The 14,553-nt window shown below is 68.6% G+C and carries 10 protein-coding genes; 5 read left to right on the top strand and 5 right to left on the bottom strand.

The window, feature by feature from the left end; all coding sequences use genetic code 11:
* The first annotated feature begins 564 nt into the window (after positions 1 to 564).
* Positions 565 to 3,441 carry an AfsR/SARP family transcriptional regulator gene (locus ABD156_RS09960; protein WP_344269571.1) on the top strand — a complete coding sequence of 959 codons (2,877 nt, stop codon included), beginning with the start codon at positions 565 to 567 and terminating at the stop codon, positions 3,439 to 3,441.
* A gap of 52 nt (positions 3,442 to 3,493) precedes the next feature.
* Complete coding sequence (locus ABD156_RS09955; protein WP_344269568.1) at positions 3,494 to 4,282, top strand: hypothetical protein; 789 nt, start codon at positions 3,494 to 3,496, stop codon at positions 4,280 to 4,282.
* Positions 4,283 to 4,285: 3 nt separating this feature from the next.
* On the opposite strand, the gene ABD156_RS09950 is transcribed toward ABD156_RS09955, so the two are convergent.
* Positions 4,286 to 4,744 carry a DUF4396 domain-containing protein gene (locus ABD156_RS09950; RefSeq protein WP_344269565.1) on the bottom strand — a complete coding sequence of 153 codons (459 nt, stop codon included), beginning with the start codon at positions 4,742 to 4,744 and terminating at the stop codon, positions 4,286 to 4,288.
* 256 nt (positions 4,745 to 5,000) lie between these two features.
* Between ABD156_RS09950 and ABD156_RS09945 the strand changes: the two genes are divergently transcribed.
* The gene (locus ABD156_RS09945) at positions 5,001 to 6,305 is read left to right on the top strand and encodes an alpha/beta hydrolase (protein WP_344269563.1); all 1,305 of its coding nucleotides are present in this window, start codon (positions 5,001 to 5,003) and stop codon (positions 6,303 to 6,305) included.
* Positions 6,306 to 6,403: 98 nt separating this feature from the next.
* Positions 6,404 to 7,417, top strand: a complete 1,014-nt coding sequence (locus ABD156_RS09940; protein WP_344269561.1) for an autoinducer 2 ABC transporter substrate-binding protein — start codon at positions 6,404 to 6,406, stop codon at positions 7,415 to 7,417.
* Between the two features lie 6 nt (positions 7,418 to 7,423).
* Here the strand turns inward: ABD156_RS09940 and ABD156_RS09935 are convergent, their stop codons facing one another.
* The 3 genes from ABD156_RS09935 to ABD156_RS09925 all read right to left on the bottom strand — a co-directional run bounded on the left by ABD156_RS09935 (position 7,424) and on the right by ABD156_RS09925 (position 11,134).
* Entirely contained in the window at positions 7,424 to 8,989 is a 1,566-nt protein-coding gene (locus tag ABD156_RS09935; RefSeq protein ID WP_344269559.1) for an esterase-like activity of phytase family protein, read from the bottom strand.
* 90 nt (positions 8,990 to 9,079) lie between these two features.
* On the bottom strand, positions 9,080 to 10,369 hold the full coding sequence (locus ABD156_RS09930; protein WP_344269557.1) for a DUF6923 family protein: 1,290 nt from the start codon (positions 10,367 to 10,369) through the stop codon (positions 9,080 to 9,082).
* Positions 10,370 to 10,372: 3 nt separating this feature from the next.
* A complete protein-coding gene (locus ABD156_RS09925) occupies positions 10,373 to 11,134 on the bottom strand; it encodes a bestrophin-like domain (protein WP_344269554.1) in 762 nt (253 codons plus the stop codon).
* A gap of 525 nt (positions 11,135 to 11,659) precedes the next feature.
* On the opposite strand from ABD156_RS09925, the gene ABD156_RS09920 reads away from it, so the two are divergent.
* Positions 11,660 to 12,682, top strand: a complete 1,023-nt coding sequence (locus ABD156_RS09920; RefSeq protein ID WP_344269552.1) for a family 2 encapsulin nanocompartment cargo protein polyprenyl transferase — start codon at positions 11,660 to 11,662, stop codon at positions 12,680 to 12,682.
* A 674-nt stretch (positions 12,683 to 13,356) separates the two neighbouring features.
* Here ABD156_RS09920 and ABD156_RS09915 read toward each other — a convergent pair.
* On the bottom strand, positions 13,357 to 14,478 hold the full coding sequence (locus ABD156_RS09915; RefSeq protein WP_377927743.1) for a CapA family protein: 1,122 nt from the start codon (positions 14,476 to 14,478) through the stop codon (positions 13,357 to 13,359).
* Positions 14,479 to 14,553: the final 75 nt, after the last annotated feature.

The following is a 14,553-nucleotide window of genomic DNA, read 5'->3' as shown; positions in this document are numbered from 1 at the left end:
AATCCTGATCAACAACACCAAAAACTCACCCATCTGCCCACCGGCCCCCAAGTACGTGAGGGGAACCCTGACGAACTCTGAGTCCCTCAGGGTTCCCCTCACGAACCTCAGAGCCGCGCAACCCCCTTCGCGAACCGACATTCCCTCAAGGAGCCCTTCACGGAACCAGATTCCCTCAACGAGTCCTTCACAGCCCACCCAACAGACACCGATGCACCCAACGATCGAGGCACCCAGCCCCTCCCCCAACCCCGATACGAAGCCTCCCTGCGGTCTGGGGGTGCTTGTCAAGGCATCTTTCCCGCCTTGACAAGCACCCCCAGACCGTCAGCACAATCAAGCTTCGGGGTGCCCCACGCAACCAACGTGCGCAATGTCGCCGCCAGGCGACGAGCCGCCCCCCACCCCCACACATGAAACCGATTCACCCCACAGAAACACCCGGTAACATCCACCCCTCGATATCACCCCTTATGGGGTATTCCTCCCCAAGTGGATCTAGCTAACCGGCCCAAACGCTCCTAGCATGCCGACCATGGGGACCTTGCCGCCAAGGCGGGTAAATTGATTTCGCTGACCTTCCGGATCCTGGGGCCGCTGGAGGTCATCGCCGAGGGCAGGGCCGTACCTCTGGGCGGCCCGAAGCCCCGCTTGCTGCTGGCCGCACTAGCCCTCCAGCCCAACATCGTCGTATCCACCGAAGCCCTGGTCGAAGTCCTATGGCCGACCACCGCCCCCCGCTCCGCAGCCGCCAACATCCGCACCTACGTCCACTCCCTCCGCAGACGCCTAGCCGAAACCTCCCCCGACCTAGCCGACCGCATCACGAGCCGAGCCTCCGGCTACCTCCTCACCGTCCCGGAAGACGAACTCGACCACCTCGTCTTCACCCGCTTGGCAACGAAGGCCTGGGAAACCCAAGACCACCCAGAAACCGCCCTGACCCTCCTGGACGAAGCCCACGCCCTCTGGCGAGGCGAAGTTCTGGAAGGCCTCCCCCACGACCCAACCTGGGGCCCGACAGTCGCCCGCCTGGACGAACTACGCCTGGCAGTACAAGAACAACGCCTACGCGCCCGGCTAGCCCTAGGCCGCCACAACGAAGTCATCGCCGAACTACGCGCCCTGGTCACCGAACACCCGCTGCGCGAAGAACTCTGGCACCACCTGATCACCGCACTACGCGACGCAGGCCGAACCACCGAAGCCGCGGAAGCGTACGAACTGGTCGAACAAACCCTCGCCGACGAACTGTCCGCGAGCCCCGGCGCAGCACTCCGCGAACTCCGCACCACCCTCGAAGTCCCGTGCGCCAAAGTCCCGCCGATCTGCCAATTGCCCCTCGATCTGCCAGATTTCACCGGCCGCGGCGAAGTAACCCAGCGCCTGGTCGCGAAACTCCGCCACCACGCCGAAGCGGAACGCCCCGCGATCGTCGTCCTGTCCGGCGCACCAGGAATCGGCAAATCCTCAATCGCAGTACGGGTAGCGCACGCAGTACGAACCGTTTTCCCAGACGGACAGTTGCATGTGGACCTCGCCGGAACCTCGTCGTCCCCGCGCTCCCCGATGAGCGTCCTTGCCGAACTCCTGCGCGCCCTGGGCATCCCGGATTCCGGCCTCCCCCGAGACCTGGCGGAACGCGCCGCACTGCTGCGTTCCCAGCTCGCCGGCCGCCGGATGTGCGTCGTCCTCGACGACGCGGGCAGCGCCGCCCAAGTACGCCCGCTGCTGCCCGGCGCGGGCGCGTGCGCCGTACTCGTCACCGGCCGGATCCGCCTGCCAGACCTGCCCGGCGCAGTCCCGGTGGATGTCGACCTCCTGCCCGAACCGGAAGCCGCCCGTCTGCTGGAAGGCATCGTCGGCCACGACCGGGTAGCCGCCGAACCCGAAGACGCCGCGGCGATCCTGCGCCAGTGCGGACATCTGCCGCTGGCGATCCGCGTCGCCGGCGCCAAGCTCACCCACCGTCCGACGTGGTCCCTGCGCATCCTCGCCGACCGCCTCCACGACGAACACCGCCGTCTCGACGAGCTGCGCGTCGGCGACCTGGCTGTCCGCGCGAGCGTGACCCTGAGCTACGACCTCCTGCCCATGTCCGCCGCCGCGGCCTTCCGCCGGTTAGGCGCACTGGGTCCGGTGCAATTCCCAGCCTGGGCAGTCGCCGCGGTCCTGGGCCGCTCGTCCGCCGACGACGTCCTCGACGTGCTCGTCGACGCACACCTGGTGGAACTCGTCGCCACCGACGTCGCGGGCCAACCGCGCTACCGCCTGCACGACCTCCTGCGCGTCTACGCCGCCGAACTAGCCGAACCCGACGAGACCCGCGCCGCAGTGGGCCGAGTTCTAGAGGGATATCTAGCGCTGGCGGTGGAAGCCGCCGAGCGAATGCCGATCCATTTCTTCGGCCAGTACCACGACGAAACCGACCCAGCCCTTCCCATGGAAGCAGACCGCCTGCTGACCGACCCAGCTGCCTGGTTCGCCGCCGAACGCGCCACCTGCGTCGCCGCCGTCGGGCTGGCCGCCGAGCGCGGTTTCGACGACCTGACCTGGCGGCTCACCGTGGCCCTCACGCCGTACTTCGATCTCCGCGGCCACCAAGACGACTGGCACGCCACCCATCTGATCGCCCTCGAAGCAGCACGCCGGGCAGGCACGCTCCGCGGCGAGGCAGTCGTCCAGCGCAACCTCGGCCAAGTCCTGCTGTACCAAGACAACGACGCGGACGCGATGGTCGCCTTCGAAGCCGCACGCGAGCTGTACCAGCGCATCGGCGACCAGCAAGGCCTCGGCGAGGCACACGCCGGCCTCGGCACCGTGTTGCGGATGCAGGGCCAAACCGACCGCGCGCTCGAACCCTGTCACGAAGCGCTCCGGCTGTTCGGCGAGGCGGGCGACCCGCACGGCGAAGCGGTGATCCGGATCGCGATCGGGTCGATCTGGGTCGCGCGCAAGTGCTACGCCACGGCCCGCCGCTGGTACACCGACGCGCTGGAGCTGTCCTGCGAAATCGGCGACCGGCACCGGGAAGCCCATGCGCTGCAACGGCTCGGGCTCCTGCACCAACGCGAGGGCAACCTCGCCGAAGCCCGCGAGCACGTCACGCGCGCCATCGCGGTGTTCACCGACCTCGGTGACGACCACTGCGTCGGCTACGCGAACCAGAACCTCGGCGAACTCTGCCTGTACAGCGGCGATCTCGCACACGCGCAACTGCTGCTGGTGAACTCGCTGAGCGTGCACCGCCGCAACGGAGACCGCCGGTCCGAAGCCCATGTGTCGCAGCTTCTCGGCGAACTCCACTCCGCGCTCAGCCAGCCCGAACGGTCCCGCAGCTACGCCGAGCGCGCCCGGGCCATCCGCCGGGAGCTGTCCGCCGACGCCCCCATCGACGACCGGCCGCGCAAGACCGGGCCGCACCGGATCGTGTCCGCCTGACGCGCGGGCCCGGTTGCGCGGCCAATCCCGCGCGCCGGGCCACGATGCGCTGATGAACACCAGGAAAGCGGCTGGTCACGTCCTTCTCGCAGTGGCAGTTATCGCTTTGTCGACTCCGCCTCCCGTCTCGGCCAAACCCAAGCACGGCAGAAGAGTCCTCGAAAGACCGCTGACCTACCGCCTCTACGCGACCCGCGAAGGGCTCGTCGGCGGCACCACTTCGAGCGGGCACCGGATCACCGAACGGGACCACTTCGCAGCGCTCCCGTCAACGAAAACGGTGTCCTCCAAGGGAAGAGGGACGTTCACCGTCAAGGTGTGCCGAACCGACGGCGCACGCTGCGAGTACGCGCCGGTGTGGGATGTCGGGCCGTGGAACGAACACGACGACTACTGGAACACCGCCGAGCGACGCGCGCAGTTCGGTTCACTCCCCCAAGGCGTACCGGAAGCACAAGCGGCATACCAAGACGGCTTCAACGGCGGCAAGGACGAACACGGCCGCACCGTGCGCAACCCCGCCGGTCTCGATCTGGCCGACGGCACGTTCTGGGACGGCCTCGGCCTCAAAGGCAGCAGCTACGTGGACGTCACTTTCCTCTGGACTGGCACCGCCGCGGCCACCGGCGTGGTGACCGGCGGGGCTCCGCTGGTCGTGCGCACGTCTGCGGACAACGACGCGCCGGCAGCCGGATTGGCCGCTGATTCCGCGCAGGTGCCGATCGAGTGTTCCGTGCGAGGCGAAGCAGTGGACGGAACTACCCGCTGGAACCGGATCGGCCCCGGACATTACGTGTCCGAGGCCTATCTCCGAGCCGATTCGCCGGTGCCGTCCTGCTGAACCTCAGTGCTGGTGGTGGGCATGCACGACGGCGTGCCCACGACCGCGGCCGATCATCCACTTGTTGACCGGAACCGTGACCACGAAAGCGATCGCGAGCGACAAGGCCAGCGACAGCCAGAACAATCCGCTCGACAGCCCCGCGTCCATCGCGCCCGGGATCGCCACGACGACCGTGTTGTCGATGACCTCCATGACCGCGATCGACACCGTGTCGGCGGCGAGCGCGACCTTGAAGGCGGCGCCGAGCGCGAGCCCGGACTTGAGCACGCCGCGCATGGTGAGGGCGTAGCCGAAGACGAACGCCAGCACGATGGACAGCACCACAGTGGCCGCGTTGTGCAGGCCGAACGCGGTGCCGAGAACCATGCCGAGCACTTCGCCGATGGCACACCCGGTGAGGCAGTGCAGCGTCGCCTGGGCGGCGGTGGACCAAGACGCTCCGTGCTGGTGCTCGTTCATGCGGCTGACTATACCCCTATGGGGTATCAATGGCGCAAGGTCGCCCGATGTGATGACTGTCGCCCGGCGGCTCCGGCAAATCGGTATAACCGGAAGTGTGGTGATCAACTTGGCGCGCCGTTGCGCCACCGCATTTGTCCTCGTTTTTCTCCTCGGAAGCTTCCTCAGTGCTCCGGCCAGCGCACAGCCGTCCTCGCTCAAGTGGGGCGAATGCCCAGCCGGGACACCCCGGCAGGTGTCGTGCGCGAGCCTTCAGGTGCCGCTCGACTACGCGAAACCGGACGGGAAGCAGATCACCCTCACCGTCTCGGGCATGGGCAGCCTCAGTTCGCCGCATTTCCTGCTGGTGAATCCCGGCGGCCCCGGCGCGTCCGGGCTCGGCACCGAGAAGCTCGTGTTCAGCCAGCTGCCGCAGGACGTCGCTCAGCAGTACGCGGTGTTCAGCTTCGACCCGCGCGGAATCGGTGCGAGCACACCGGTTTCCTGTGGCGACACCTCGAAACTCGCACCGCATCCCGCGTCGCCGTACGAACCGGCCGGTCTTCCGCAAGAGCGCAAGCGCGAAGATCTGGCCAAGCAGATCGCGGCGCAATGCGCGGAGAACGGGAAAGACCTGCTTCCACACCTCACCACCGAGAACGCGGCGCGGGACATGGACCGGATCCGCGAAGCGCTCGGCAAGGACAAGATCGACTACCTCGGCTATTCCTACGGCACCAAGCTCGGCGCGACGTACGCGACGCTGTTCCCGACGCACACCGGGCGGATGATCCTGGACAGCGTCGTCGATCCGACGGTCACCACGTATCAAACGCAGTTCCAGCAAAACACGGCCCTTCAGGCACGGGCTGAGCAGCTGTTCGCGTGGACCGCGGAGCGCGACAGCACGTATCACCTCGGCACCACCGCATCCGCTGTGAAGGCCTCGTGGAACGAGCTGCGCGAGAAACTCGCGGCACAACCGGCGGACGGCAAGACCGGAGTGTCCGAATTGGACGATCTGCTGGCGTCCGCGATGTACGGCGACTGGGCCTGGCCGTCGCTGATGCAGGCGGTCGCGAGCCACCGCGGCGGGGATTCGACCGGGCTGAACGTCGCCGCCGGACAGGCCCGCTACGCGGTCGATCCCGGCCAGCTCGCCTACAACTGCGCCGACGCCGGCTGGCCGCGCAACTGGGCGACCTGGCACGCGGACACCGCGAAGTCCGCCGCGGCCGCGCCGCTGTTCGCCTGGCTCAACAGCTGGTACAGCGCCCCGTGCGCGTTCTGGCGGGTCCCGCCGTCGCCGGAAGTCCGGATCGGCTCCGCCCCGGTGCCGCCGATCCTGTTGCTGCAAGGGAAAGACGACGCCGCGACGCCCTTGGTCGGCGCGCAGCGGATGCACCGGGTGCTGCGCGGTTCGAGCCTGCTCGTCGACGGCGGCGGCAACCACGCCGCCTACCTCAACGAGCCCAACCCGTGCGTCGACGACAAGGCCGCGCACTACCTGCTGACCGGTGAACTGCCCGCGGACGGGACGTGTCCGGCGGGCGGAGAGGAGGCTGCGCCGTCCGGCGGTTGAACTCGTTTGCGTAACCGTTTGATCGCGTTCGGTTGACCCCCTGCGGCCACTGGCCCTACCTTCGGCTGCCAGGTCAAGTTGCCGGGGAACGGTGGGGGATGCGAGGGCGGACCAAAACGCTCGTGCTGGGTGCGGCGCTGGTGGCGACCGCGGCGGCGGTGGCGGCCAGTTGCACGCCGGTCCTGTCCGGTTCGGCTCCGGAACCGGCGAAAATCGCCTTCGTGCCGAAAATCGGCGGGATCCCGTACTTCGACGCGATGAACGCCGGCGGCATGCTGGCCTCCGAACGGCTCGGCGCGAAGTGGTTCACCCGCGCGCCGGCGAGTGTCGACCCGGAGGCGCAGACGGCGATCCTGCGGCAGCTCATCGCCGAACGCGTCGACGTCATCGCGGTGGCCCCGAACGATCCGGCGGAGCTGGCCCCGACAATCGCCGAGGCGCGCGCTAAGGGCATCCACGTGCTCACCACGGACACCGACGCCGCCGGTTCCCAGCGCGAGGTCTTCGTGAACCAGACGACGGCCGAAGGCATCGGTTCGGCGCTGGTCGACTCGCTGATGAAGAAAACCGGCGGCGCCGGCGAGTACGCGATCGTCTCGTGCGGGCGCGCCGCGGCGAACCTCAACTCGTGGATCGAAGCCGAGAAAACCTATGCGGCACAACACTATCCGCGAGCGAAGCTGGTCGAGACGGTCTACGCCGACGAGGACACCACCACCGCCACGAAGCTGGCGAAGGAGATCCTCAGCCGGCACCCGAAGCTCACCGGCATGATCGGCCAGTGCACGACGGCGACGCCGGGCATCGCGCGGGCGGTGCGTGATCAGCAGAAGATCGGCCAGGTGTTCACCGTCGGCACCGGCACGCCGCAGACGATGAAGCCGTACCTGGTCGACGGTTCCTGCTCCATGACGGTGCTGTGGAACGTCGAATCCCTCGGCTATCTCACCGCCTGGACCGCCGAGCAGCTCGCGACCGGCACCCCGCTCCGGCCCAGCAACAACGTGAGCCCGGAACTCCCCGCGGTGCGCTACGACGCGGCCACCCGGACGGTCTTGCTCGGCGATCCCCTGCTGATCACGCAGAACAACGTGGATCAGTTCAAGTACTGACGCCCGTCAGCGCACGTCAACGGTCACCGTCACCGTGCGCGTCCGCGCAGGCAGCCTCGTCATGTCCACCTGCAGATACTCACCGTCGTCCTGACGACCGTTCGGCTGCGTCTTCGCGTGCAGCGTGTACGGAGCCGCCGAGTTCGCGACACCGTCAATACCGAAGTCGCTGTCATTGCTGATCACCACAGTGCGGCCGCCGTCAGTCGTCGCGACACCCTCCACCTTGTCGTGGCCGAAGAACCCACCACTCGGATCCAGCCCGGTCACCAGCCCGCCAACGTCAAGGAACAGCTTCTTCGCCGTCGGCGTCACGCCGACCTTCTTCAGCGCGTCAGCGGCCTCGGCGGTGGTCGCCTTGCCGACGTACGCCTCGATGCTCTTGCCGCCATCGACGAGCAGCCCGCCCTTGGCCGCGTCATACGTCGCGCCCGGCACCTTCGCCGCCGGGCCGAGATCAGTCGCCTTGCTCAGGTCGATCTCGAACAGCTTCTTGTACGCGCCAGGCTCGGCCTTGCCGTCGCGCTCGTCCACGAGGAACCGGGTCGCCGACAGCGCGGTGATCTCGGAGACCGCAGTGCTGGTCTCGTCCGGGTTGTCGAGCAGGTACGCGTACTCATGCGTGGCGCGGGTTTTCAGGTCGACAGTCACGATCCGCAGCGCGGGAACCTTGCTGGGCTTCTTCGTGAGATCCGGCTGCTGCAGCGCGGACTGCATGACGCCGACGAGCGTCCGCCCGTCCGGCGTGAGCGCGAGCCCTTCCATGCCCTTGTTCGGCACGCGGTTCTTCAGTTCCTTCGGCAGCGAACCGTCGAACGGCGAGAACCGCTCGATCGCGCGGCCGTCAGCGCGGAAGTGCGTGATGAACGGGCCGTACTCGTCGGACACCCAGAACGTCCCGTCGCGCTGGGCGACCAGACCTTCGGAGTCGTAGCCGTTCGGCGACGCGGGCAGCTTCGCGCCATTGAGGTCCACGATGGTCTCGCCGGTGTTCGCCAGGGTGTTGACCTGGCCGTTGTACGGCGAACCGTCCGCCGCGCGCAGCGGAATGTTCCGCTCCAGCACGGCTTTCCCGCCCTTGAGCCGGAACTTGCCGATGGCGGGCGTGAACGACGGGATCGGCTCCACTTTGGACCCGTCCGGCGCGTCGACGTTCGGGCCCCGGTCGGTCAGTCCGTAGAACTCGTCGCGCGAACCCGGCACCGGAGTGAGCGCGGAACCGTATCCGCCGCCCGTGATCTTGACGCCGCCGATCGTGCCGAGCGCCGGCAAGTCCGTCGGGTACAACCGAACCGCGTCGCTGACGGTGTAGGTGAACGTGTCGCGCCCGGTGAACCCGGCGGCGGGCGTGTACCGGAACGCTCCGTCCGGGCCGATGGTGAGCGCGCCGTGCCCGGGATCGGTGTGCCGCACGACCGCGCCATCGCGCTGAGCGTCGCCGCGCACCTGCAGCGCGTGCCCGGCCCGCACCCGGTAATGGTCGTCCGGGCAGCCCTTGGCCTCGGCCGGGCCTGCGGCGGCCAGCGGCAGCACCAGCGCCCCGGCGACCAGCCCGATCTTCACGCGTTTCATCGGCTTTCTCCTCCTCTGGCGTCGTTTCGACGCCCGGGGAAGTCTCGACGGCCGAGTTGGACAACGTCCGTCATCGAGACGACTGCCGCGTTAACGAGCGCGCCGTGCTCGAGCCGCTACCGCACCTCCTCCGACGATCAGCAAGACCGCCGTGACACCCCAGCGGCGCTGCTTCTTCACGTTCTCGCGCGCCTTCGCCGCGCGTTTCTCGGGCAATTTCTGGCTTGCTTTCAGCGGAGCGGCGCGCGAGGGCGCCGGGGGTTGCGGCATGGGGACGGGCTGGATGATCGCGTCTCGCTGTTGCGGGGGTTGGATCGGGGCCGGGGTGGGCGCGATCGGATTCGGCTGGGTCGGTTCCGGGGATGGCAGGGTTGACGGTGACGTCGGCTGGGGTGACGGGCTTGAGGACGGCGTGGGACTCGCCGAGCTCGACGGCGTCGGGGACGGCGACGGTGTGGGGGACGGCGTCGGGGAAGGTGAGGACGGCGGCGGTGCCGAGGACGACGTCGTCGGCGGAGGTGGTGGGGGCGGGGGCGGCGGAGGTGGCGGCGCGGGTTCGGCCAAACACCCGGCCCCGTCGGAGAGCACCAACGGCGGCCCAGTACTCACCTCGACCGCGGTACCGCCGTCCATCCGGTACATGACGCTCCGCCCGTCGATCCAATTCGCGGTCGCGTAGAGCTTGTGGTCCGGCCCGAACACGACCGACCCGTAAGTCGCTTCCGGGAACCGCTCCCCCGGCACCTTCGCGACCTTCCCGCTCACCGGATTCACCGTGACCACCGCGCCCTCGCCGGTGGACGAAACCCCATACAGCAGACCGTCCTCCGCGTTGTACGCGAAATCGTCGACCCCCGAGGCGAGCCACCACGGATGCAGCAGCACCGGCCCGGTCGCGGTGAGGTATCCGGAGCTGCGCGGGTCAACGTCCACTGTGTACAGACTGGTTGCCCGCTTCACGTACCAGGAATTGCCGGACATCGCCCCGGCCGTCGCGCCGGTCACCCAGCTCCAGACGCCGTGGTGGGTGTCGCGGCCGACCGGGCCGAGGTCGGTCAGCTCGCCGTCGGAGTCGATCCGCACCGCGTGCGAACCGTCGCGGAAGCGTCCGTCGGCGACGCCGTACGTCACGTCCTGCGCGGCTGAGTAGGCGATGGCGTTCAGCGCGAAAGGGCTGTGGTGCAACAGATGCCGCGCGCCGGAGGGCAACGTCAACCGCACGATGTCGGACGACCACCCGTCGCGGCTTTCGACCTGCAGCACCCGGCAGGAGGTCGCGGCCGCGCGCTGTCGCGCCGGAGCCAGCCAACCGGACGCGACGAGCAGCCCGGCGACCGCGGCCGCGGCGGCCACCACAGTCAGGTACCGGGAACCTCGCACCGGTCAGCCGAGCCGCGAGATCGCCGAGGTGAACGCGTCCGGATGCACGTTCGCGCCGCCGGCATAAGGGTTTTGCAGCTGGTAAATCGCGTAGAGCAGGAGGACGATCGTGCCGGCCAGCGTCGACACGATCACCAAGTGCGCGGCCATCCGCGTGCCGCCGAAGAGGTTCGGCAGCAGGATCGAGATCACGCTGCCGAGGATGAGCGCGAACCACATGACCGAGCCGACGCCGTCGGTTTCCGCGCCGGTCAGCCGGGTCTGCCGGGCCTGGTAAACCTGCCAGAGCTGTGCGGCGGCGTCTTTCTTCCGGTCGTTCGTCCAGTCGTCGCTCGCCTGCGCGTTGGCGACGACGCGGCGCATCTGGTCCAGCTGGGTCCAGCCGGTGTCCGGGATCGGACCGTCGTCGATGAGCCGGGGCCACTCCTGCTTCGACACTGTCGTCGCGTACGCGATCGCGAGGTGCCGCACCTGCTCGCCGGTGTCGCCGGGCAGCGCCTGCGCCGACCAGGTGGCGGCGACCAGGCCTTCCGCCTCGGTGTAGGAACCCTCGCGCGTGGACGTGACGGCGTCGAAGAGCGAGATCAGCACGAACGCGACCAGGACCGCGTGCAGCCCGCCGACGATGGTGAACACCTGGCCCGCGGCGTCGTTGTTGTCGCGGCGGCCCTCGTCCCAGCCGAAGCGCCGGACGAGATAGCCGATCACCGCGGCAGCGATCGCCGCGCCGACGACCCAGAACACCCCGGTCACGTAGACGTTCATCCGGTTCCTTTCGCGCGGGGAAATACGCTGGCCGACGCTATCCAGCCGATTCCGGAACGGACAACGGCGGAACGCGCGATTCAGCCGGGTGGCCGTCCGCCGCCGCCGCGGTTCGCCGGATCGGAGCAGCGGTCCGGATACCGGTTCCCCCGATTGCCCTTGCTTGCCAAGGGAAAACGACACGGGTACCGGTCGCGCGCACACGACCGGGTTACGGCAGCGGACCGACGGTGACGCACTTCTGGTTGTCGAGCCGACAACAGCACCGGCAATGTCCGAAAAGGAGCTTCGGCAAACAGGTGAACCGGACCCGGCTACCCGATCGAGTGATTGTCGGAGTGATCCCGCTTGCTATGTTGATCCGCGGCGCCGCTTTTCGATTCGCATTCCTCGCCCGCTCCCGGAAAACACTGTCTCTTCGTGTTCCCGGGTGTTTTCGACGTTAGGTGGTTTCGCAGTGACCGTCACCGACCCCGCCGAACTGTCCACTTTGGCTGCCGCGCCGCGCAGGGAAGCGGTGCGGCGATGACGACGATGGACGCGCGCACCGCGGCCCGTTCCGTGGCCGAGGTGCTGGACTGGAGCCGGAGCCGATGGGAACCGGCGATGCGGGCGGCGGTGGACCGGCTGCCCGTGTCGATGCGCCGGATCGCCGGCTACCACCTCGGCTGGTGGGACGAGACGGGAACCGCAACGAGCGCCTCCGGAGGCAAAGCCCTGCGCCCGGCGCTGGTGCTGCTGTGCGCCGAGGCCTGCGGCGGAGACCCGGAAGACGCGATCCCGGCCGCGGTCGCGGTCGAACTGGCGCACAACTTCTCCCTGCTGCACGACGACGTCATGGACGGCGACCGCACCCGGCGGCACCGCCCCACCGCGTGGACCGTGTTCGGCACCGGACAAGCCGTGCTGGCCGGAGACTCCCTGCTCGCCCTGGCCTTCGACGTCCTGTCCCCAGACGGCCCCGCCGCGGCGCGCCTCCTGAGCACGGCGGTACTTGATCTGCTGCACGGCCAGCACGAGGACCTGGCGTTCGAACAGCGGACGAACGTCGAGGTCGAGGAATGCGTCCGAATGGCACAAGGCAAGACGGCGGCCCTGCTGAGCGCTGCGTGCACGCTTGGCGTGCTGGTAGTCGGCGGCCGCGGCGAACACGTCGAACGCTTCGGCCGCTTCGGCCGGTCGCTGGGCTTGGCCTTCCAACACGTCGACGACCTCCTCGGCATCTGGGGCGACCCGGCGGTCACCGGGAAGCCGGTGTACTCGGACCTGCGCAGCCGCAAGAAGTCCCTGCCGGTGGTTGCCGCGCTCACTTCCGGCACGTCAGCCGGACAGGAACTGTCGATGCTGTACCGGCAACCGCTCCCGGACGATTGCCTCGCCAAAGCCGCAGCCCTGGTCGACGAGGCCGGCGGCCGGGCCTGGAGCCACGCCCAAGCCGACGAACTGCTCACCGACGCGTTAACCGCGCTGACCGCCGCCAACCCGACCCCGAGAGCAACAACCGAACTGACTGCTCTGGCCCAGCTCATCACCCGCCGAGACCACTGACCCCGGCCTGCCGATCACCCACCCCGGACGAACGCCCGTTCAGGGCGAACGCCTGCCCAGGACGATCATCCAACTTGCTCGATCGCCTGCCTTGCTCGATCGCCTGCCTTGCTCGATCGCCTGCCTTGCTCGATCGCCCGCCTTGGGCGAACGCCCGCCCCGGACGATCGTCTGGGGCGGGCGTTCGTCTCGCCGAGGCGACCGCGCGACCTGCACGGACGTCTGCGCTGGACGACCGCCCAACACGCAAGACCATCTGCGGCACAACCGTCCACCTGCCCAGCACGACCGTCCGATCAGGGCGAACGCCTGCCCAGGACGATCGCCCTAGACGGACACCTGTCCAGGGCGAACGCCCGATCTACCCGGACACTCGTCCAGGGCGTCCGTCCAGGACGATCGCCCGTCCAGAGCGGTCGTCCAGGGCGGCCGTCCGCCCGGGGCAGTCGCCCAAGGCGATCGTCCGACCAGGCCAGTCGCCCAAGGCGACCGTCCGACCAGTGCGACCGTCCAGGGCAGTCGCCCAAGGCGATCGACCGCCCAGGGCAGTCGTCCAGGACGATCGCCCTGATGCCGTTTCGGCCGCATCCCACCCGCACCCTCGGGCACAGACGGGCCGTCACCCCAACGCGGCCTCGACTACTCCATCCATGCCCCGCCACCGGCCAGAACCGTCACCGGCCCGGGCGGCTCAACCCGTCATCCCCAGCACCCCGGGAAAGCACCACCTCATCGGTATTCGCGAGCGCTTCCTTCCCCCGCTGCGTCGGCGGCGCAGTCGTGAGATCGCGCAACCGGATCGGCGGCCCGAGGTCGATCAACGTCGGCACGTACTCGGCCTTGTCCACCGCCCAATGCCCGCCAGTCCGGCTGAACCGGAACCGGGCCGCGACCCCTTCCTCCGTGGACCCGCGAGGCTCGTCATGCCGAGCAACCTCATTGCCCAGCCCGAACGCCACCCACTTGCCGCCGACCTTCTGGAACGGCTGCACCACATGGGCGTGATGCCCGACGATCAGGTCGAGATCCGGCGACGCCGTCAGCTTCTGCGCCAACTGCTTCTGCTCAGCAGTCACGTCATGCTGATACTCGACACCCCAATGCAAGCTGGCGATCACGACCTCCGCCCCCGCCGCCTTCGCCGCGCGCGCCGCGGCCAGAATCTCGTCAGGGTCGATTTCATTGGCCAGCCACGGTTTCCCCGCCGGCCGCTTGATCCCGTTGAACCCAAACGCATACGACAGCTGCGCGACCTTCACCCCGTGCACGTCCAGAATCAGCGGTTTCCCCGCCTCCTCGGCCGAACGCGCTGAACCGGTGTGCTTCAACCCAGTCTGGTCGAGCTTGTCCAACGTGCGCGTGACACCCGCCGCACCCTGGTCGAGCGTGTGGTTCGACGCGGTGGAGCAGGTGTCGTATCCGGTGTCCTTCAACGCGTCCGCGATCTCCGGCGGCGCGCTGAACGACGGATACCCGCTGTACGGCCCGCCTTCGGGGGCGAGTGGCGTTTCGAGGTGGCAGATCCCCAGATCCGCGCCGGACACGAGCGGTTTGACCCCGGCGAACAGCTGCCGATAGTCGATCTTCCCGCCGCCGTCCGTCTCGGCCTGCTCGGTGAGCCGCGGGTGGATCAGCACGTCCCCGGTCGCCACCACGGTGAACGAATCCGGCGAAGCAGCCACCGACGACGACGGTCCAGCAGAGGACCGTTGCGGGGCGGCTTCGCTCCCACACGCCGTCAGCATCAGCGCGACCCCGGCGAGGGCGGCGGCGCGGCGCATGTTCGTCATGATCATCCCCTTTGCCCGACTGCCCGGCACATCCTTCCTCATCACTCTTGTGGGTTAACACCCCGGTCGTGACCAGGCGAA

Source organism: Amycolatopsis albidoflavus (assembly GCF_039525725.1).
Taxonomy (GTDB): domain Bacteria; phylum Actinomycetota; class Actinomycetes; order Mycobacteriales; family Pseudonocardiaceae; genus Amycolatopsis; species Amycolatopsis albidoflava.
The sequence above is the reverse complement of the archived record's forward strand: the minus strand, read 5'-3'. Positions and strand labels throughout refer to the sequence as shown.